Genomic DNA, 19,119 nt, shown 5'->3' with positions numbered 1-19,119 from the left:
GATAAAGAAACCCTTCCATAAAGGTGGTGAGTACGATCGAATTAAATAAACGGCAAGAACAAATTTTACAGATTGTAAAGGAAAACGGCCCGATTACCGGAGAGCATATCGCAGAACAGCTCAATTTAACGAGGGCCACGCTGCGGCCGGACTTGGCCATACTCACCATGTCAGGCTTCTTAGAGGCCCGTCCGCGGGTCGGTTATTTTTATACGGGGAAAACGGGAAATCAGCTGCTTGCGGATAAATTGAAAAAGCTGCAAGTGAAAGATTTTCAATCGATCCCTGTTGTCATCAATGAAAATGTCTCGGTATACGATGCCATCTGCACCATGTTTTTAGAAGATGTCGGCACGTTATTTGTCGTAGATCGTGATGCTGTCTTAGTCGGTGTGCTGTCACGCAAAGATTTGCTGCGGGCGAGCATCGGCCAGCAGGAACTTGCCTCAATACCGGTTCATATTATCATGACAAGAATGCCGAATATCGCCGTCTGCCGGCGTGATGATTATGTGATGGACATCGCCAAGTATTTAATTGAGAAACAGATCGATGCCCTGCCCGTTATTAAAGATACGGATAAAGGCTTTGAGGTCATCGGCCGGTTTACCAAAACGAATATGACTAAGATACTTGTCAGTTTATCAGAAAATGAAATCATATAAGCTTGAAAACTAACGGGGGGATAACATGGACAATCGCATCATTTATGTAGTATCAGACTCAGTCGGAGAAACCGCCGAACTCGTTGTAAAAGCCTCGCTCAGCCAGTTTAACGGCTCAGCCGATGATACGCATATCAGAAGAATACCTTATGTGGAAGATATCGGCACCATTAATGAAGTCGTGTCTCTCGCCAAAGCGGACGGCGGCATTATTTGTTTTACGCTCGTTGTTCCTGAAATGCGCAAATACCTGGTTGAACAAGCGGAAAAAGCGAATGTGCTGTATTACGATATTATCGGTCCGCTCATCGATAAAATGGAATCGGCTTACGGTCTGACCGCCAAATATGAACCGGGCCGCGTCCGCCAGCTTGATGAAGATTATTTCAAAAAGGTCGAGGCGATCGAGTTTGCCGTCAAATATGACGATGGCAGGGATCCAAGAGGCATTTTAAAAGCCGATATCATCCTGCTCGGAGTATCCAGAACGTCTAAAACCCCATTATCACAATATCTTGCCCATAAGCGTCTGAAAGTGGCCAATGTGCCGATCGTTCCTGAGGTCGATCCGCCGGAAGAACTGTTCAGCGTTGATCCGAAAAAATGCATCGGCTTAAAAATCAGCCCTGATAAACTGAACCATATACGTAAAGAACGGTTAAAATCTCTCGGCTTAAATGACAAAGCCATTTACGCCAATATCAACAGAATTAAAGAAGAGCTGGAGTATTTTGAGAAAATCGTGAACCGGATCGGCTGCCAAGTCGTTGACGTTTCGAATAAAGCGGTCGAAGAAACAGCGAACATCATTCATCATCTCAAAACAAAGGGCCGATAACTCAGGACGCTTTATCCTGGGTTTTTGGGTATGCAAATAGGGAATAAACAAAAAGGATGGCATCTTCGCGAAGTTTGTATTATAATAAAAAATTGTGATAAAATGTTTATTTTTAGGTTTAAGCTTCGTGTGATACGAATAAACTATTATGGGTAAGATGTCAAGAATAACTCCCGGAAATTTTTCGACAAAGCTCAAAATAGATCCGCAGTCATGGAGCATATGCGATTTCGCTTGTTTTTATGCAGGAGATTGATGGAGGGATGGAGAATTAGTCTTCTAAATGAAAAAGAAAAGACGATTTTTGTCGATGCAGACGCATGCCCCGTAAAAGAGGAAATAATGCTCATTGCATCGCAATTCAGCGTTCGGGTTATTTTCGTCGCATCATTTGAACACTACCAGCTTTCCAGAAGCAAAGACGAGAACTGGGTATACGTTGATCCTCATAAAGAAGCGGCAGATTTATATATCGCAAACCATGTGAGATCGGGAGACGTCGTAGTCACGCAGGATATCGGTTTAGCATCTCTTTTGCTGAACAGAAATATTGCCGTCTTATCGGAAAGGGGCCGTTCTTATACTGAAGACACGATTGACTTCGCTCTGATGAGCCGTCATATGTCAGGCAAAATGAGAAGAAGCGGCATTCATTCCAAAGGACCTAAAAAATTAAATAAAGAAGATCGGAATCGATTTGTTACCCTGCTTAAAAAAATCCTGTCGAATGATGAAGGGATTTCAAATCAAAACATCGAATAATGTACGACGGAGTGTTATAAGATGGGAAACCGCATACCAGATGAAGTAGTTAATCAGGTGCAGCAGTCAGCAGACATTGTTGAAGTCATAGGTGATTATGTCCAATTGAAAAAGCAAGGCCGCAACTACTTTGGGCTCTGTCCGTTTCACGGGGAAAACACGCCCTCGTTTTCCGTCTCCAGCGATAAGCAGATCTTTCATTGCTTCGGATGCGGAGCGGGCGGGAACGTTTTCTCTTTCTTACGGCAGATGGAAGGCTATTCATTTACGGAAGCTGTTTCTCACCTTGCGGATAAATATCAGATTGATTTCCCTGATGATATAACGATTCACTCTGCATCCAGGCCGGAATCTTCCGGAGAGCAGAAGATGGCGGAAGCCCACGAGCTTCTGAAGAAATTTTACCATCATTTGCTAATAAATACAAAGGAAGGCCAGGAAGCGTTAGATTACCTTTTATCAAGGGGTTTTACGAAAGAGCTCATAGATGAGTTTGAAATCGGCTACGCGCTGGATTCCTGGGATTTCATGACGAAATTCTTGAAAAAGCGCGGTTTTGAGGAAGAAATGATGGAAAAAGCGGGTCTGCTGATCAGAAGGGAAGACGGCAGCGGGTATTTTGACCGTTTCAGAAACAGAATTATGTTTCCCATTCATGATCACCACGGAGCCGTGGCGGCTTTTTCAGGAAGGGCGCTCGGAAGCCAGCAGCCGAAGTATATGAACAGCCCGGAAACGCCGCTGTTTCATAAATCTAAGCTGCTGTATAACTTTCATAAGGCGCGCCTGCCGATCAGGAAAGAGGAGAGAGCCGTTCTGTTTGAAGGCTTCGCTGACGTCATATCCGCCGTCAGCTCAGGCGTAAAAGAAAGTATCGCCACAATGGGGACGTCGCTCACCGAAGAGCATGTGAAAATCCTCAGAAGAAATGTTCAGGAGGTCATTCTCTGCTACGATTCGGATAAAGCCGGGTACGAAGCTACGCTGAAAGCGGCCGGCCTGCTCCAGAAAGCTGATTGTAAGGTAAGAGTAAGCATGCTGCCTGACGGGCTTGATCCTGATGATTATATCAGAACCCGGGGCGGAGAAAAATTCCGGACCGATATCATTGATGCAAGCGTTACGGTCATGGCTTTTAAAATGCAATATTTCCGCAAAGGGAAAAACTTATCTGACGAAGGAGACCGGCTCGCTTACATGAAAGAAGTGCTGAAAGAAATCAGCGCTCTTTCCGGGTCGCTTGAGCAGGAAATGTATGTGAAGCAGCTCGCCTCTGAATTTTCTCTTTCGGTAGAATCTTTGACGGAACAGCTTTCCATCTACGCCAGACAAAACGCCCCCGGCGACAAAAACGCCGAACCGCAGACAAGACGGGCCCGGGTGACGACAAAAGCGAAACGGCGCCGTCTCCGTCCCGCCTATGAGAACGCGGAAAGACTTCTGCTCGCTCATATGCTGAGAGACCGAAACGTCATAAAGAAAGTGATTGAGCGTGTCGGCTTTGAATTTAACATTGACGGACATCGTGCGCTGGCAGCATACCTGTACGCTGTTTATGAAGAGGGTGCTGACATGACGCCGCAGCATCTTATGGCGAGAATGCAGGATGATGAAATCAGCCAGCTGCTTTCAGATATAGGGATGCTCCAAGTAAACGAGGAGCTCTCAGAGGCCGAGTTATCCGATTACGTAAAAAAAGTGTTGGATCACCGAAAATGGTCAATGATAAAGGAAAAAGAAGCAGAAAGAGCGGATGCGGAGAGGCAGAAAGACTTCGTGAAAGCTGCGTCTCTGGCTCAAGAAATTGTTGCATTGAACCGATCATTAAAGTAACACCAAAAAGAGGCTTGCGTTCTGATTGGCAATGATTCCTTGCGGAGGAGCAAATAGATCGCTTAACCTCATCATGAATTGTCATTATTATCCGCAGCCCTGCATGCTGAAAAAGAGAGAAGGCTTCCGGGGCGGATAAGAAACATACCGCTTTTAGAATTCGTTGCAAGCTTTGGAAGGAGGGATCCATAATGGCTGATAAACAAACCCACGAAACAGAAACAGAACTTACATTAGACCAGGTAAAAGAGCAGCTTACTGAAACTGGAAAAAAACGTGGTGTTTTAACATATGAAGAAATTGCTGAACGCATGTCCAGCTTTGAAATTGAATCAGACCAAATGGATGAGTATTATGAATTTTTAGGAGAACAAGGTGTTGAATTAATTAGTGAAAATGAAGAAACGGAAGATCCTAATATTCAACAGCTTGCCAAAGCCGAAGAAGAATTTGACCTTAATGACCTCAGCGTACCGCCTGGCGTAAAGATCAATGATCCAGTCCGCATGTACCTTAAGGAAATCGGACGGGTAAATCTTCTTTCTGCTAAAGAAGAAATCACCTACGCTCAAAAAATTGAAGAGGGTGACGAGGAATCTAAACGCAGACTGGCTGAAGCAAACCTTCGTTTAGTTGTCAGCATTGCTAAACGGTATGTCGGCCGCGGCATGCTTTTCTTAGACTTGATCCAAGAAGGAAACATGGGTCTCATGAAAGCCGTCGAGAAGTTTGACTACCGTAAAGGATATAAATTCAGTACGTATGCGACTTGGTGGATCAGACAGGCGATTACACGCGCCATCGCTGACCAGGCGAGAACAATCCGTATCCCGGTTCACATGGTGGAAACCATTAACAAATTAATCCGGGTGCAGCGTCAGCTTCTTCAGGATCTTGGCAGAGAGCCGACACCGGAAGAGATTGCTGAAGACATGGATCTTACGCCTGAAAAAGTCCGTGAAATATTAAAAATTGCTCAAGAGCCAGTTTCTTTAGAAACGCCGATCGGTGAAGAAGACGACTCACATCTCGGTGATTTTATCGAAGACCAGGAAGCGACATCTCCGTCGGATCATGCGGCATATGAGCTATTAAAAGAACAGCTGGAAGATGTGCTGGATACGTTGACAGATCGTGAAGAAAACGTGCTGCGTCTCCGTTTCGGTCTGGATGACGGACGCACAAGAACTTTGGAAGAAGTCGGCAAAGTGTTTGGAGTAACGAGAGAGCGTATTCGCCAAATTGAAGCAAAAGCGCTTCGCAAATTGAGACATCCGAGCAGAAGCAAACGTCTGAAGGATTTTCTCGAATAGAATGGAACGGGTCTTTTTGATCCGTTCTTTTTTGTGTATAAGATATATGGATAATATACCTTTATTTTACTGGATAAGCATATGTTTTGCAAATGAGTTCGGAAAAAATGCGGCATGTCCTGGAAGGGGGAAAATGAGATAAGTTTATTTATATTCTTTATTGTAAGCGTATACAATTCATTATACAATAGAATAAAGATAATTTTGTGATAAACAAAACAGTTATTTTTGCTTTTTGTATAAATTGTGAAATCAATGAAATTGCTGAGCAAGACCATTTACTTTTTGTAAAAATAAGTTAGAATTAGAAGTGTTTACATAGGGGGAGAATGAAAAAGGGGGATGGAGATATGAAGTGGAATCCGCTGATTCCTTTTTTGCTCATTGCAGTGTTGGGAATAGGGCTGACTTTCTTTTTAGCTGTAAAAGGCAATGGAGATGCGCAGCAGATCGCAAGCGGCGGTGAAAGCAAAAATGCCGAGAAGGAAACTGCAAACGCTTCACCTGAAGAGATTTATAAAGCGAACTGCATCACCTGTCACGGAGAAAACTATGAAGGTGTGTCAGGGCCGAACTTAAAAGGCGTCGGCAAAAGAAAAGATGTCGCTGAGATTAAAACAAAAATTGAAAAAGGCGGCAACGGGATGCCCGCGGGCCTTGTGCCGGCCGAAAAGCTGGATGACATGGCAAAATGGGTTTCTGACATTAAATAAAGCTTTGCCGGTCCCTATATAAAAGACATATGAAAAACTCTATCCGCCGCTTGGATTCCGGGCGGTTTTTTTATATGATAGTAAAGGAAAAAGAACCTGAGAAAAGTTGTGATATTGTGAATGAAATGAAGTTATCTAAAAGATTGCAGTCTGTGGCGGAATATATCCCTCCGGGTGCCCTGGTTGCTGATATCGGGTCAGACCACGCGTATCTTCCTTGCTATGCCGTTTTGAATCATTTGGCAAGCCGCGCAATCGCCGGTGAAATTACAGACGGACCGTTTCTATCCGCCAAACAGCAGGTGGAAAAACTGGACTTAAGCACTCTTATCTCCGTAAGGAAAGGTGACGGGCTGAGCGTCCTTGAAAAAGGAGAAGCCGGCGCCATTACGATCGCTGGCATGGGCGGAGCGCTGATCGCTCGTATTTTGGAGTCGGGAAAAACGAAATTGACGGGGCGTGAACGGCTGATTCTGCAGCCGAATATTCATGCCGTTCATATAAGAGAGTGGCTGTATCAGGAAGGTTATGAACTGCTTGATGAAGTGATTCTCGAAGAAGACGGAAAGTGTTATGAAATCCTCGTTGCGGAAACTGGCGACCGTGATGCGCCGTATCGGGACGTGCCGATGGCTGCCGGAATGCTTGCGGGTCCGTTTTTATTAAAAGAGAGGAATGAAGTGTTTCTTCGGAAATGGAGCCAGGAACTTAAGCATACTGAGCAAATTTATGAACAGATCAGCCGCAGTGCAAAGCATGAAAATCATGAAAAATTAGCTGAATTGAAAGAGCGGATTTCTCTGCTGAAGGAGGTAATCGGACATGCCTAAACATGTGAACGGACAGGAAATCATCCAGCTGTTTGAACAATTTTCACCGAAGGCTTATGCGGTGGAAGGAGATAAAATCGGACTGCAGATCGGTACATTGAATAAGCCGGTGAAAAATGTCATGGTGACACTGGATGTTTTGGAACAAACGGTAGATGAAGCCATTGAGAAAAAAGTTGACTTAATTATCGCCCACCATCCACCGATTTTTCGGCCGCTTAAACAGATCACCACTGATCAGCCGGGCGGAAGACTGATTGAGAAATGTATAAAGCATGATATTGCCGTATATGCGGCTCATACGAATCTTGATGTAGCGGACGGCGGTGTTAACGATCTGCTTGCCGAAGCTCTCGGCCTGACAGACACAGAAGTGCTCGTCCCGACATATTCGGACCCGATGAAAAAACTTGCCGTATATGTTCCGAAAGACTATGAAGAAGCTGTAAGAACCGCGCTCGGCAACGCCGGAGCGGGACATATCGGCAATTACAGCCATTGCGCGTTCTCTTCTGAGGGAATCGGGAGCTTTAAGCCGCTGGAGGGGGCAGACCCGTTTATCGGACAGACGGGAGAGCTGGAACTCGTCCATGAAGTGAGACTTGAGACCGTTTTTCCGGCAAGTATGGAGAAAACCGTCATAAAAGCGCTGAAAAAAAGCCATCCGTATGAAGAGGTGGCGTATGATATTTATCCGGTGGAGCAGTCTCCGCTTGAAAAAGGCCTCGGCCGGATCGGAAAACTTCAGCAGGACATGACACTTGAAGAGTTTGCTCTGTTTGTGAAAGAAAAGTTTGACGTTAACGGAGTCCGGATGGTCGGAGAGCGAAACAGCAAGGTGAAAAAGGTCGCGGTTCTTGGCGGCGACGGAAATAAATATATTTATCAGGCAAAGCGGAAAGGTGCAGATGTTTACGTGACGGGCGACCTTTATTTTCATGTAGCGCATGATGCGATGATGATGGGATTAAACGTCGTGGACCCGGGGCATTATGCTGAAAAGATCATGAGAAAAGGCACGGCTGAGAAGCTTACGGCAATGGCCGTAGAGAAAAACTATGACGTGCGCATTTTCGCTTCCGAAACAGATACAAACCCATTTACCTTCTTATAAAAAAAACTGAGGCCCCGGGCCTCAGTTTTTTATTTTTACTTTCGGAAGGATTTTTTTGAGCGGCACACTGTGTTCAAGCTGCCATGTCGATTCATCGTTGTGGTCAAACTGCTCTAAAAAGCGGATGACTTCCTTTGTAATCGGTGTCGGTGTTGATGCGCCTGCGGTAACGGCGACGGTATTGACGTCTTTCAGCCATTCGAGCTTCAGTTCACTGATGTCTCCGATTCGGTAGGCTTTTGTTCCGGCGATCTCTTCTGACACTTGAGCCAGCCTGTTGGAGTTATTGCTTTTCGGATCGCCGACAACAATGGTTAAGTCCGCTTTTTTTGCCTGCTCCGATACAGCTTCTTGACGAACCTGTGTGGCCAGGCAGATTTCCTGATGGTATTCCACGTGCGGGTACTTTTCTTTGACTGATTCCATAATATCGTGGACGTCCCACTGGGACATTGTCGTTTGGTTTGTAACGATTAATTTCTCAGCCTGAATATCGAGATTTCTGACGTCTTCTTCTGTTTCAACGAGATGAACGATTTCAGGAGCGACGCCGACGGCTCCTTCAGGCTCGGGGTGGCCTTTTTTGCCGATGTATATGACATGATAGCCTTCAGCTTTTACTTTTCGGATTAAGTCATGTGTTTTCGTGACGTCCGGGCATGTGGCGTCAATCGTAACAAGCCCTTTTTCCTCAGCAGCTTTTCTTACTTCCGGAGATACCCCGTGAGCCGTGAAAATAACGGTTCCTTTTTCCACCTGCTTTAAAATCTCCAGACGGTTTGTGCCGTCAAGCGTGTAAATGCCGTCTTCCTCAAACGCATCTGTGACATGCTTATTATGAACAATCATTCCGAGTATATATATAGGTCTTGGCAGTGTTTTATCGAGTGACGCGTTTTTGGCTATGACCATGGCATCAACAACGCCGTAACAGTAGCCGCGCGGCGATATTTTGATAACGTCCAATGTAGATGTCCTCCTATCAAAAGTGAGTGTAGAGGCAATATAAAAAGCCGTAGTTAAACGGCTCAAATCTTGCATTCTTCTGATCTCATTATAGCTAATCTTTCGTGAGATATCAAAGAATGTTAAATATATAATTTCGGCGTTGATCTGCCCGATGTTCTTTTTGGACGCGGCTGTTCCGTTGATTCTGCCTGTGCGGCGTCTTTTTCTTTTGAAGCGGATGCTTTTTCAGACGTCTTCTTTGATGTTTTGGATGAGGCGTCTGATTTGTTTTCATCTTCTGTTTCATCTGTTTTTTCGGCTTCATCCTTTTTGTCCTGTTCGTCTGTTTCTTTTGTCTCGTCAGATTCATTCTCATCATCGCTGCTGCTTAATTGGCTGTAAAGCTTCATCATGGCGGGCAGACTCCGTACTAAAGGACCGTACTGCTGGATCATCGGCGTAACCTGCTGCGCCACGCCGAGCACCTTCTGAACGTTGCCGAGCATGCTCGACAGGGATGCCGGACTTGCCAGGTTCTGTATTCCCTGCAGTCCTGCACCTGCTCCTCCGCTGGCCGCCGCCGGTGCCGACGCGGCAGCGCTTCCTCCTCCTGAACCGGGTAAAAAACGGGAAAGCATCCCTTTTAAGCCCCCTCCGCCGCCCGTGCCTGCGTTTCTCAGGCCCGCTCCGGCAATCTGCTGCTGAGGGAAAAGCTGCCGGCCCTGCTGCATCAGCTGCCGGCCCGGCAATGACGGTCTTCCTCCCATCCTCATACGCGGATTCATCAACGGCCGGCCCTGCTGCGCCATATTTCTCATCGGCTGCTGTGGAAACATACTTGTACCTCCTTTCTGTCTCTCTGCTATTACAATATGCATCGGAGGGGGCATTTGCTTTTCTGTCTTGAAAACAGGATTCCCCCAAGACATGGTGTTTTTAAGTAAAATCGGTTATAATGTGATGATGGACACAGAATGTGCCGCTTTAAGGAGCTGGGAAAAATGAAAGAAACTAAATTTGATGGATACAACTTAAAACCGTTTATTATAGATGCAGTTCACCGCCTTGGTTTTTATGAACCGACAGATATTCAAAAGCGGCTGATACCTGCCGTACTGAAAAACGAAAGCGTGATCGGGCAGTCCCAGACGGGGACGGGGAAAACCCACGCCTATTTATTGCCAATTTTGAATCGGATTGATCCGGGTTCTGATACGGTGCAGGCTGTTATCACGGCGCCGACGAGAGAGCTTGCCAATCAGATTCATCAGGAAGCGCTCAAAATCACACAGGGTGCGGAAGATGAGCCGATCCGGACAAAATGCTTCATCGGCGGGACGGACAAGCAAAAATCAATTGATAAGCTGAAAACACAGCCTCATCTCGTCGTCGGAACGCCGGGCCGGATCGCGGATCTGATTAAGGCGCAGGCATTGAACGTCTATAAAGCGCAGTCTCTCGTCATTGACGAAGCTGATCTGATGCTTGACATGGGCTTTTTAGAAGACGTTGATTATATCGGATCGCGGATGCCGGAAGAACTTCAGATGCTTGTGTTCTCAGCTACGATTCCGGAAAAGCTGAAGCCGTTTTTGAAAAAGTATATGGAAAATCCGAAGTACGCGCATGTTGAGCCGAAAAGAATCACAGCCGAAAAGATTGAACATGTTTTGGTTCCTTCTAAACAGCGTGATAAAGACAAACTGCTTTTTGATATGATGTCTCATCTGAACCCTTATCTGGGCATTGTGTTTGCCAATACGAAAAACACGGCTGACCATATTGCGAAATACCTGACTGAAAAGGGCATGAGGATCGGTCTTCTGCACGGGGGATTAACGCCGCGTGAGCGTAAGAAGGTAATGAAGCAGATTAATGATCTGGAATTCACTTATGTCATTGCGACAGACCTTGCGGCAAGAGGAATTGACATTAAAGGCGTAAGCCACGTCATCAACTATGAGCTTCCGGACGATCTGGATTTTTATGTTCACCGTGTCGGGAGAACCGCACGCGCCGGTTCATCAGGCCAAGCACTGACCATTTATGAGCTTTCTGACGAAGATGCGCTCGTAAGACTCGAAAAGATGGGTATTGTGTTTGAATATGCGGAGCTTGTAAACGGCGAATGGAAGAAAGGCGATGACCGCCACCGCCGCAAAAATCGCAAAAAGACGGCAAATGAGGCTGACCAAATGGCGAAACGCCTTGTGAAAAAGCCGAAAAAAGTAAAGCCGGGCTATAAAAAGAAAATGAGCTACGAAATGGAAAAAATCAGAAAGAAGCAGAGAAGAAACCAATCTAACAGAGGAAAGTAGGGGGAATCGGGTTGCTGAAATTAGGCTCACACGTCTCAATGAGCGGAAAACATATGCTCCTTGCCGCAAGCAAGGAAGCCGTTTCATACGGGGCGAACACATTTATGATCTATACGGGCGCTCCCCAAAATACGCGCCGCAAAAAAATTGAAGACTTGAATATTGAAGCGGGCCGCGCCCATATGAAGGAAAACGGCATCGACGAGATTGTCGTGCATGCGCCGTACATCATTAACATCGGAAATACGACAAATCCGGCAACGTTTGAGCTGGGCGTTGATTTTCTGCGTTCTGAAATTGAAAGAACGGCAGCGATCGGCGCGAAACAGATCGTGCTTCATCCGGGAGCGCATGTCGGAGCCGGCGCTGAGACGGGCATCAAAAAAATCATTGAAGGTTTAAACGAAGTGATTGTTCCCGGTCAACACGTGCAGATTGCGCTGGAGACAATGGCGGGCAAAGGATCAGAATGCGGAAGAAGCTTTGAAGAGCTGGCCGAGATCATTTCGGGGGTTACGCATAATGAACATCTATCCGTCTGCTTTGACACTTGCCACACCCATGATGCAGGATATGATGTCGCCAATGATTTTGACGGCGTTCTTAACGAGTTTGATAAAATCGTCGGCATCGACCGGATAAAAGTCCTTCATGTGAATGACAGTAAAAATATTAAAGGCGCCCGGAAAGACCGCCATGAAAATATCGGGTTCGGAGAGATCGGTTTTGACGCTCTGCAGTACATCGTTCATCACGAGCAGCTTGCCGATATTCCGAAAATCCTCGAAACACCGTATGTAGGCGAAGACAAGAAAAATAAGAAGCCGCCGTACCGTTTTGAAATCGAAATGCTGAAAGAAAAGCAGTTTGATCAGGAGCTTCTTGAAAAAATATCAGCTCAATAAAAAAGGAGGGGGAATTGCCCCTCCTTTTTTACCCTGAGAATTGATTGAAAAGTTCGTCAACTTTCCGAGCCGTTTCTTTTGAGGTTATCGTTTCCACTTTTTTCAGCAGGCGCAGCCGCTCCTGTTCATCAAAAATATTGATGTTTTTTCCGTGCATCAGAGCCGCTACCTCAGCCGCTTGACTTCTCGTAATGCTGATTCCGTATTGCTTGGAATATTTCAGAAGATCGTCCGCAGTGACTTGATTGAGCCGCTGCAAAATAATTCTTTGTATTAAAATCATCGATACTTTCACCTCTTTAGACATAATGTATTGAGCAAATCATTAAAATGTTACGGCTTTTAATGGTAAAATGAAGTTGCTTACTGTTTAAAATAGTTATTACAGGAAAGGAGATTTTATGACCCCAAATAAACAGCATAAAAGAGAATCATTTTTACACTTTATCTTCAGGGTCATCATGATTCTGATCGGGGCGGGTTCAGCCGCCGTAAGTATTGAATTGTTTCTGGTCCCTAATAATTTTATCGACGGAGGCATTATCGGTGTTTCATTAATTTTAGACCACCTCTTTATGTCCAATCCCCTCCTCAATTTCGCCTTATTCGTTGTGTTACTCAACATTCCATTTATGATTTTCGGATATAAATATATCGGAAAAACATTTCTCATCTCTACTGTTATCGGAATTGTCGGTTTAGCGCTGATTGAATCCTCCTTGCACCATGTGGAGGCCATTACGACCCAGCCTATTTTGGCGACGGTATTCGGCGGGCTTTTGCTCGGTTTCGGGGTAGGCCTTGTCATCCGAAACGGAGGCTCGATGGACGGTACTGAAATACTCGGTATCCTTCTCACAAAAAAGCTGCCCTTCTCAGTCGGAGAATTCGTTATGCTCATCAATGTGTTTATTTTTATTTGGGCCGGTTTTGTGTTCGGTCCGGAGCAGGCGATGTATTCTTTCATGACTTATTATATTGCCATGAAAACGATTGACGCCGTCATTCAGGGTCTCGATGAAACAAAAGCGGTCATTATTGTGGCAGATCAGTATGCGGAAATTTCAGACGCAATCTTGCACCGGCTTGGAAGGGGAACCACCAAGCTTCAGGGAAAAGGCGGATATACGGATGAATCCAAAGAAGTCATTTACGCGGTCGTGACAAGGCTTGAAGTGACTAAATTGAAATCCATTGTGTTTGAAATTGATAAAAACGCCTTTATTACGATCATGAATACCCATGAAACGAGGGGCGGTAAGTTCAAAACCGCGATTCACTAGGCTTTCATTTACTTTTCATCATTTTATAGGTATAATTTGATACATCATAAGAAAATGGCCTGCTGTTCAGACAGCTGCCATTTTCTTTTTGGAGCGATACCGTGTTGTAAAGGGGAGGTCCTCATGAACGTACAAGAAGCGTTGAACCTGCTGAAAGAAAAAGGGTATAAATATACGAGTAAGCGAGAAGACATGCTGCAGCTTTTTGCTGATTCTGATAAATATCTGACCGCCAAAAACGTGCTTGCCGCATTAAATGACGACTATCCGGGTCTGAGCTTTGATACCATATACAGAAATCTTTCGTTATATGAAGAACTCGGCATTTTGGAAACAACGGAGCTTTCCGGAGAAAAACTGTTCCGTTTTACATGCTCTTATACCCATCATCATCACCATTTTATCTGTTTAACTTGCGGGAAAACGAAGGAAATTGAGTCCTGTCCGATGGATAAGCTGCACGATGATTTGGAAGGGTATGAAATCAGCGGCCATAAGTTTGAAATTTACGGCACCTGTCCGGCGTGCCGATAAAAAACCTCCTGCTTATACAGGAGGTTTTTTTTCAGCTTTTAACATGCTGAAAGCTGTGTTTGTTTTTATTAATCCAGGCGACGGCTTCAAGCCAATTCTGCACCCTGATAATATTGGAATCGATGGGGAGCTGATTATATGGGGAGTTAAAAAGGATAACCGGAATGCCTGCTTCTTTTGCGATCATTGTCGCGTTGCCGTGGTGATCTTCGAAAAATAAATCAATGCCGTGTTTTTTGACGGCTTCCACTTTGTGATGGCCTCCGACAAGCTCAATGTGATCGTAATGAATGTCCCGGTTTGCAAACCAGTCCAGCGTAACATCTTCTAAGTGGCCGCGTCTTGCCGTAATGTAGATAAGGCGGTGCTCTTCTTTCAGTCCGTCCAGTGCCTGCTTGGCAAATTCCGCGAGCTTCGCTTCTTTATATATGGCTGCTTCATGAACGTTCATCCATTCCCAAAATTCCTCGTCTGTAATGTTCAAAAGCTTCGTCAGATCATAATCAGTCATATCATCCAAGGTAATGGAAAGATGAAATGAGCGGTTTAAATAAGGGACAAATGTATCCTGTGCCGTAACTGTGCCGTCAATATCTATACCTAACCGTAACATGTCCACACTCCTATAAATTCATCCCTTCAAGTGTAACATAAACAATTAACAATACCAGAAAAGTTTAGCAAACATGAATTCGTAAAAAACGCGGAAACTAAAAAAGCTCCTTTCATAAAAGAAAAAGGGGGAATTGAAGGTGGCATACGATTACGAAAATCGAAAAGGCAACGATTACTATGTAGATCATGGATCGGAAGGAACCGATATCACGCGTGATGTTTATTCAGAAGAAACAGCGGCCGAAATCTCAGAGCCATATCGTGCTTCTGACCGGGCAGCAGACCGTGATGATAATCGGGACGGAGTAAGTGAAGGCCGGGGGATAGGGTATGCAGCATTGGCTATTTCTATCATTTCCCTGTTTGTGCTCCCTGTTTTATTAGGGGCATGCGGCATTATCGTCGGCTATATCGCCAGAAGAAGAGGAGCAGGCGCTTTAGGCGGATGGGCGATGGGAATCGGTATTGTTTCCCTTGTGCTTGGCATCTTCATTACACCGTTTTTTTAACACAACGCAAAAAAAAGCTTGGCGGAATATCCGTCAAGCTTTTTGTGTTTCTTGTTCTGCTTTTGCTTTTTCTGCTTCAAGCTTTGCATAGTGTTCTTCTGCCAGCTTGTCGATTTCTTTTTTGAGCTCTTCGACCATTGTTTCTTCAGGCACTTTGCGGACGATTTGGCCTTTGCGGAAAAGAAGTCCTTCGCCGCGCGCGCCGGCAATCCCGATATCGGCTTCTCTTGCTTCGCCCGGTCCGTTAACGGCACATCCGAGAACCGCTACTTTAATCGGCGCTTTGACTTTAGAAATGTATTCTTCCACTTCATTTGCGATGCTGATGAGATCAATTTCGATCCGTCCGCATGTCGGGCATGAAATAAGCGTAGCCGCGTTTGAAGCGAGACCGAATGATTTCAGCAGTTCTCTGGCTACTTTCACTTCTTCAACCGGGTCGGCGCTCAGAGAGATCCGGAGCGTGTTTCCGATTCCTTTGCTTAAAATCGCTCCGAGTCCGGCCGCGCTTTTTACCGTTCCGGCAAACAGCGTGCCCGATTCTGTAATTCCGAGGTGAAGCGGATAATCAAATGCTTTTGACGCTTTTTCGTATGCTTCTATGGCGAGATTGACGTCAGAGGCTTTCATGCTGACGATGATGTCATGAAAGTCAAGGTCTTCCAGGATTTTGATATGATGAAGCGCACTCTCAACCATTCCGTCAGCAGTCGGATAGCCGTATTTTTCTAAAATACGCTTTTCCAAAGATCCCGCGTTTACGCCGATCCGGATCGGAATTCCTTTTTCTTTCGCCGCTTTTACGACGGCTTCCACTTTTTCGCGCCGGCCGATGTTACCCGGGTTGATTCTGATTTTGTCGGCCCCGCCCTCAATTGCTTTTAATGCAAGCTTGTAGTCAAAATGAATATCGACAACGAGAGGGATGGAAATTTGTTTTTTGATGTCGGCAATCGCGTTAGCGGCGCGTTCGTCCGGACATGCCACCCGGACAATTTGGCAGCCGGCTTCGGCTAAACGGTTGATTTCCGCAACTGTTGCTTCTACGTCGTGTGTTTTGGTCGTCGTCATACTCTGAATGACGACTTCGTTATTTCCGCCTATTGTTAAAGGTCCCACTTTGACGGGACGCGTTTTTGTACGATGTGTGATTTCACTCACTTGTCAATCGCTCCTTAATTGTAGTTACCGCTTTTGCAGGCTGAGCCTTTTACATGTCAGGCAACTTCTATTTACATGTTATATTGTAACAGTGTATTTGCCGAACTGACAAGAAATTAACGTTTAATTGCGGTAGACGGGGAATTTATAAGCGGTGCCTGCCTGAATGGCGTTTGCTTTTACATTCGGATTCAGCGCCTCAAAATCTTGTGCAATATCATCTGGCGCTTTATGTGCGCCGACTATCGACATCACCGTATCGCCTTTTTTGACCGTAACCGTTCTGTATGAAGCTTCCTGTTGGGCTGGCTGTGCCGCCGCTGCGTATGCTGGAAGGTCTTGAGAAGGGATCGTGCCGATTTTAAGATCGTAAAAGATAATGAATATCACAAATAAACTGCCGAATACAAAAGTAAGCCGCTTCATTCCAACCGCCTCCCGCATACATTTTTACTTCATTGTATGCTTGTCCCGTTTTGTTCATGACAAAAAAGAAGACCGCCGGGGGCAGTCTTTGTTACACAGCTGTTTTATTTCGCGGTATCTCTTTTAAGACGAGGAAAAGGATGATAAAGTTTACAAACCAATTCACTAAAAATTCACTCGGCACCGTAATAACAAGCGCGCGCATGATCGTAAAGAATATGGTCGAAAGTGTAATGGAATAAGCCGAAAGCTTCCAGAGCTGCTGGTAATTCAATGTCTTTCTTTGCGCATTTTTCAATATCAGGCCGATGACGGCGAGAAATGATACTTCAATGAATTTGCCGGCCGCTGTCATGATGAACAGCAAAACGGACAGGACGGTGACGATCATTGTTTTATTTTGGTTTAATGCTGATATGATTTCTTTTTTTGTGATATCGGCAGGCATCAGCGAATAATTCATTTCTGTCGCCTGTCCGTCTACAGCAAGCACCATTTTATTTTTCAAAATGCCGATCGCATTTTGTTTCGCCGCTATTTGTTTAGCGCCGTAAGCATCTGTGGGATCAAACACGATGACGAACCCGTTCGCTTCCGTTTCCTTAGAGGCGGATGCTTTCGTCTGCAATTCTCCGTTTGAAATGCTGAAATCAGGGAAATCTTTCTTTAACACGGTTTTGAAACCGTTCATTGAGTTTACGGTGCCGGAGCAAAGGTAATAAGCGCTTGGCAGCGTAAAAAGGACAGACAGCAAAAATACATAAAGGATCGCTTTTCCTATCCCCTGAAACCGTGTTTTTGCAATATCTGCCGGAGAGTATGTACTTTTCAATAAAGCCGTAAATATGTTCAACATCTTCACTTCCTAGCCTAAACTGGTATATGTTGCTTATTGTATCGTTCACAGGGGATGAACACAAGTGAGAGTATTTAAAGCGGTGATAAGGAATCATACATAATAAGATAAAGCGGGAAGCGGTGATCGCCCGCAAAACAAAGGAGGGTGTTTTTGTCATGAGTGTTTTGTATTGGCTGATTATCATTGCGGTCTTCGTCATTGCTTTTATCGGGCTTGTATATCCGGTGATTCCAAGCGTTATTTTTATTGTGGCCGGTTTTCTTCTCTACGGATTTTTGTTTTCCTTCAGTCCTTATTCTTACCTGTTTTGGCTCATTGAGGCGGTATTTGCGGCCGTTTTATTTGCAGCTGATTATGTGTCAAATTTACTTGGCGTTAAAAGGTACGGAGGAAGCAGGGCGGCAATCTGGGGAAGCACGATCGGATTGTTGATCGGGCCCTTCGTTATTCCTGTGGCAGGCATTATAATAGGCCCGTTTATCGGTGCTGTCTGCGCTGAGGTGTTTGTTCATCAAAAGGATATCAAGTCCGCGGCAAAAGTGGGGCTCGGCTCGTTAATCGGCTTTTTAACAAGCGTGGCGGCAAAAGGCGTCATTCAGCTCTTTATGATCGGATATTTCTTATGGACGGTGCTTTAGAAAGGTTTAATTTCGGCAGTGAACGGATAAAGTGTAATATGTCTGCTGGAATCGCCGGATTGTGAGCTTTTTCATTGATTACCATGCTTTCTTTTGTTACATTGAGATTAGAAAAGTTCGCGTTAAGCGGCATTTCAGTACATATATTTAAAGGAGGAAAAAAATTATGGCTTACAAACTTCCAGAATTGCCTTACGCTTATGATGCTTTAGAACCTCATATCGATAAGGAAACGATGACGATTCATCATACGAAGCACCATAACACATACGTGACAAACCTCAATAAAGCGATCGAAGGATCAGCGCTTGCAGAGAAATCTGTAGATGAGCTTGTTGCTGATTTGAACGCAGTGCCGGAGGACATCCGCACAGCTGTCCGCAACAATGGCGGCGGACATGCCAACCACTCTTTATTCTGGACTCTTTTATCTCCGAACGGCGGAGGCGAACCGACTGGTGAGCTTGCTGAAGAGATCAAAAGCACGTTCGGAAGCTTCGATCAATTTAAAGAAAAATTCGCCGCAGCAGCTGCCGGCCGTTTCGGTTCAGGCTGGGCTTGGCTTGTTGTAAACAACGGCAAACTTGAAATTACAAGCACGCCAAACCAAGATTCACCGCTTTCAGAGGGTAAAACGCCTGTCCTCGGTCTTGATGTTTGGGAGCATGCGTACTACCTGAACTACCAAAACCGCCGTCCTGATTACATTTCAGCTTTCTGGAATGTTGTGAACTGGGATGAAGTTGCCCGTCTTTACAGCGAAGCAAAATAAATAGTTCGATCAAACAAGGTCTCCCGCGGGAGGCCTTGTTTTTTTATTGACTTTGAATCCTTTTACATATCTCAGTTTGAGTG

22 protein-coding genes are annotated in these 19,119 nt (G+C 45.2%); 15 read left to right on the top strand and 7 right to left on the bottom strand.

Annotated features, from left to right (window positions below):
* The first annotated feature begins 26 nt into the window (after nt 1-26).
* The 8 genes from ccpN (at nt 27) to ACWJJX_RS12605 (ending at nt 8,068) form a co-directional block, all read left to right on the top strand.
* Nucleotides 27-665: a transcriptional regulator CcpN gene (ccpN, locus tag ACWJJX_RS12640; RefSeq protein WP_003152989.1), complete on the top strand. Its 639-nt coding sequence runs from the start codon at nt 27-29 to the stop codon at nt 663-665.
* A 25-nt stretch (nt 666-690) separates the two neighbouring features.
* Nucleotides 691-1,503: a pyruvate, water dikinase regulatory protein gene (locus tag ACWJJX_RS12635; RefSeq protein ID WP_071181854.1), complete on the top strand. Its 813-nt coding sequence runs from the start codon at nt 691-693 to the stop codon at nt 1,501-1,503.
* Between the two features lie 255 nt (nt 1,504-1,758).
* Nucleotides 1,759-2,265 (top strand): YaiI/YqxD family protein, encoded by a 507-nt coding sequence (locus tag ACWJJX_RS12630; protein ID WP_014418404.1) that lies wholly within the window; start codon nt 1,759-1,761, stop codon nt 2,263-2,265.
* A gap of 21 nt (nt 2,266-2,286) precedes the next feature.
* Nucleotides 2,287-4,098 carry a DNA primase gene (gene dnaG, locus ACWJJX_RS12625; protein WP_454023010.1) on the top strand — a complete coding sequence of 604 codons (1,812 nt, stop codon included), beginning with the start codon at nt 2,287-2,289 and terminating at the stop codon, nt 4,096-4,098.
* 191 nt (nt 4,099-4,289) lie between these two features.
* On the top strand, nt 4,290-5,411 hold the full coding sequence (gene rpoD / locus ACWJJX_RS12620) for an RNA polymerase sigma factor RpoD (RefSeq protein WP_003152998.1): 1,122 nt from the start codon (nt 4,290-4,292) through the stop codon (nt 5,409-5,411).
* 350 nt (nt 5,412-5,761) lie between these two features.
* Nucleotides 5,762-6,124, top strand: coding sequence for a cytochrome c550 (cccA, locus tag ACWJJX_RS12615; RefSeq protein ID WP_069473510.1), 363 nt, complete (start codon nt 5,762-5,764; stop codon nt 6,122-6,124).
* 125 nt (nt 6,125-6,249) lie between these two features.
* Nucleotides 6,250-6,954: a tRNA (adenine(22)-N(1))-methyltransferase gene (locus ACWJJX_RS12610; RefSeq protein WP_454023079.1), complete on the top strand. Its 705-nt coding sequence runs from the start codon at nt 6,250-6,252 to the stop codon at nt 6,952-6,954.
* Entirely contained in the window at nt 6,947-8,068 is a 1,122-nt protein-coding gene (locus ACWJJX_RS12605) for a Nif3-like dinuclear metal center hexameric protein (RefSeq protein ID WP_454023009.1), read from the top strand. Before ACWJJX_RS12610 ends, ACWJJX_RS12605 begins: the two co-directional genes overlap by 8 nt.
* A gap of 21 nt (nt 8,069-8,089) precedes the next feature.
* On the opposite strand, the gene ACWJJX_RS12600 is transcribed toward ACWJJX_RS12605, so the two are convergent.
* Nucleotides 8,090-9,034, bottom strand: a complete 945-nt coding sequence (locus ACWJJX_RS12600; protein WP_003153006.1) for a 4-hydroxy-3-methylbut-2-enyl diphosphate reductase — start codon at nt 9,032-9,034, stop codon at nt 8,090-8,092.
* Between the two features lie 122 nt (nt 9,035-9,156).
* Nucleotides 9,157-9,852 (bottom strand): VrrA/YqfQ family protein, encoded by a 696-nt coding sequence (gene vrrA, locus ACWJJX_RS12595; protein ID WP_454022439.1) that lies wholly within the window; start codon nt 9,850-9,852, stop codon nt 9,157-9,159.
* A gap of 165 nt (nt 9,853-10,017) precedes the next feature.
* On the opposite strand from vrrA, the gene ACWJJX_RS12590 reads away from it, so the two are divergent.
* Complete coding sequence (locus ACWJJX_RS12590) at nt 10,018-11,334, top strand: DEAD/DEAH box helicase (protein ID WP_017418162.1); 1,317 nt, start codon at nt 10,018-10,020, stop codon at nt 11,332-11,334.
* An 11-nt stretch (nt 11,335-11,345) separates the two neighbouring features.
* On the top strand, nt 11,346-12,239 hold the full coding sequence (locus ACWJJX_RS12585) for a deoxyribonuclease IV (RefSeq protein ID WP_094247726.1): 894 nt from the start codon (nt 11,346-11,348) through the stop codon (nt 12,237-12,239).
* Between the two features lie 28 nt (nt 12,240-12,267).
* On the opposite strand, the gene ACWJJX_RS12580 is transcribed toward ACWJJX_RS12585, so the two are convergent.
* Entirely contained in the window at nt 12,268-12,522 is a 255-nt protein-coding gene (locus tag ACWJJX_RS12580) for a DUF2624 domain-containing protein (protein ID WP_003153013.1), read from the bottom strand.
* A gap of 118 nt (nt 12,523-12,640) precedes the next feature.
* Here ACWJJX_RS12580 and ACWJJX_RS12575 point away from each other — a divergent pair, with 118 nt between their 5' ends.
* Entirely contained in the window at nt 12,641-13,522 is an 882-nt protein-coding gene (locus ACWJJX_RS12575; protein WP_003153016.1) for a YitT family protein, read from the top strand.
* A gap of 123 nt (nt 13,523-13,645) precedes the next feature.
* Nucleotides 13,646-14,056: a Fur family transcriptional regulator gene (locus tag ACWJJX_RS12570; RefSeq protein WP_003153018.1), complete on the top strand. Its 411-nt coding sequence runs from the start codon at nt 13,646-13,648 to the stop codon at nt 14,054-14,056.
* A 31-nt stretch (nt 14,057-14,087) separates the two neighbouring features.
* On the opposite strand, the gene ACWJJX_RS12565 is transcribed toward ACWJJX_RS12570, so the two are convergent.
* Nucleotides 14,088-14,669, bottom strand: a complete 582-nt coding sequence (locus ACWJJX_RS12565) for a nucleotidase (protein ID WP_007408297.1) — start codon at nt 14,667-14,669, stop codon at nt 14,088-14,090.
* Between the two features lie 133 nt (nt 14,670-14,802).
* Here ACWJJX_RS12565 and ACWJJX_RS12560 point away from each other — a divergent pair, with 133 nt between their 5' ends.
* Nucleotides 14,803-15,180: a DUF308 domain-containing protein gene (locus tag ACWJJX_RS12560; RefSeq protein WP_087920773.1), complete on the top strand. Its 378-nt coding sequence runs from the start codon at nt 14,803-14,805 to the stop codon at nt 15,178-15,180.
* Nucleotides 15,181-15,213: 33 nt separating this feature from the next.
* On the opposite strand, the gene ispG is transcribed toward ACWJJX_RS12560, so the two are convergent.
* From ispG to ACWJJX_RS12545, 3 genes are all read right to left on the bottom strand, one after another.
* Nucleotides 15,214-16,332 (bottom strand): flavodoxin-dependent (E)-4-hydroxy-3-methylbut-2-enyl-diphosphate synthase, encoded by a 1,119-nt coding sequence (gene ispG, locus ACWJJX_RS12555; RefSeq protein ID WP_169510269.1) that lies wholly within the window; start codon nt 16,330-16,332, stop codon nt 15,214-15,216.
* A gap of 132 nt (nt 16,333-16,464) precedes the next feature.
* Nucleotides 16,465-16,767 (bottom strand): LysM peptidoglycan-binding domain-containing protein, encoded by a 303-nt coding sequence (locus tag ACWJJX_RS12550; protein WP_003153022.1) that lies wholly within the window; start codon nt 16,765-16,767, stop codon nt 16,465-16,467.
* A 91-nt stretch (nt 16,768-16,858) separates the two neighbouring features.
* On the bottom strand, nt 16,859-17,623 hold the full coding sequence (locus ACWJJX_RS12545) for a DUF1189 domain-containing protein (RefSeq protein WP_102421888.1): 765 nt from the start codon (nt 17,621-17,623) through the stop codon (nt 16,859-16,861).
* A 158-nt stretch (nt 17,624-17,781) separates the two neighbouring features.
* Between ACWJJX_RS12545 and ACWJJX_RS12540 the strand changes: the two genes are divergently transcribed.
* Nucleotides 17,782-18,264, top strand: coding sequence for a DUF456 domain-containing protein (locus ACWJJX_RS12540; protein WP_017418157.1), 483 nt, complete (start codon nt 17,782-17,784; stop codon nt 18,262-18,264).
* 166 nt (nt 18,265-18,430) lie between these two features.
* Entirely contained in the window at nt 18,431-19,036 is a 606-nt protein-coding gene (gene sodA, locus ACWJJX_RS12535; RefSeq protein WP_003153025.1) for a superoxide dismutase SodA, read from the top strand.
* The last annotated feature ends 83 nt before the right edge of the window (nt 19,037-19,119 follow it).

It is taken from the genome of Bacillus sp. YH3-2-B2 (assembly GCF_053663335.1).
The sequence above is the reverse complement of the archived record's forward strand: the minus strand, read 5'-3'. Positions and strand labels throughout refer to the sequence as shown.

Bases quoted from the DNA above. Each gene is read 5' to 3' on its own strand.
- ACWJJX_RS12575 (WP_003153016.1), top strand. From the start codon at position 12,641: ATGACCCCAAATAAACAGCATAAAAGAGAATCATTTTTACACTTTATC.
- ACWJJX_RS12570 (WP_003153018.1), top strand. From the start codon at position 13,646: ATGAACGTACAAGAAGCGTTGAACCTGCTGAAAGAAAAAGGGTATAAA.
- sodA (WP_003153025.1), top strand. From the start codon at position 18,431: ATGGCTTACAAACTTCCAGAATTGCCTTACGCTTATGATGCTTTAGAA.
- ACWJJX_RS12565 (WP_007408297.1), bottom strand. From the start codon at position 14,669: ATGTTACGGTTAGGTATAGATATTGACGGCACAGTTACGGCACAGGAT.
- rpoD (WP_003152998.1), top strand. From the start codon at position 4,290: ATGGCTGATAAACAAACCCACGAAACAGAAACAGAACTTACATTAGAC.
- ACWJJX_RS12630 (WP_014418404.1), top strand. From the start codon at position 1,759: ATGGAGGGATGGAGAATTAGTCTTCTAAATGAAAAAGAAAAGACGATT.
- cccA (WP_069473510.1), top strand. From the start codon at position 5,762: ATGAAGTGGAATCCGCTGATTCCTTTTTTGCTCATTGCAGTGTTGGGA.
- ACWJJX_RS12580 (WP_003153013.1), bottom strand. From the start codon at position 12,522: ATGATTTTAATACAAAGAATTATTTTGCAGCGGCTCAATCAAGTCACT.
- dnaG (WP_454023010.1), top strand. From the start codon at position 2,287: ATGGGAAACCGCATACCAGATGAAGTAGTTAATCAGGTGCAGCAGTCA.
- ACWJJX_RS12545 (WP_102421888.1), bottom strand. From the start codon at position 17,623: ATGTTGAACATATTTACGGCTTTATTGAAAAGTACATACTCTCCGGCA.
- ACWJJX_RS12590 (WP_017418162.1), top strand. From the start codon at position 10,018: ATGAAAGAAACTAAATTTGATGGATACAACTTAAAACCGTTTATTATA.
- ACWJJX_RS12635 (WP_071181854.1), top strand. From the start codon at position 691: ATGGACAATCGCATCATTTATGTAGTATCAGACTCAGTCGGAGAAACC.
- vrrA (WP_454022439.1), bottom strand. From the start codon at position 9,852: ATGTTTCCACAGCAGCCGATGAGAAATATGGCGCAGCAGGGCCGGCCG.
- ACWJJX_RS12550 (WP_003153022.1), bottom strand. From the start codon at position 16,767: ATGAAGCGGCTTACTTTTGTATTCGGCAGTTTATTTGTGATATTCATT.
- ACWJJX_RS12540 (WP_017418157.1), top strand. From the start codon at position 17,782: ATGAGTGTTTTGTATTGGCTGATTATCATTGCGGTCTTCGTCATTGCT.
- ACWJJX_RS12605 (WP_454023009.1), top strand. From the start codon at position 6,947: ATGCCTAAACATGTGAACGGACAGGAAATCATCCAGCTGTTTGAACAA.
- ACWJJX_RS12610 (WP_454023079.1), top strand. From the start codon at position 6,250: ATGAAGTTATCTAAAAGATTGCAGTCTGTGGCGGAATATATCCCTCCG.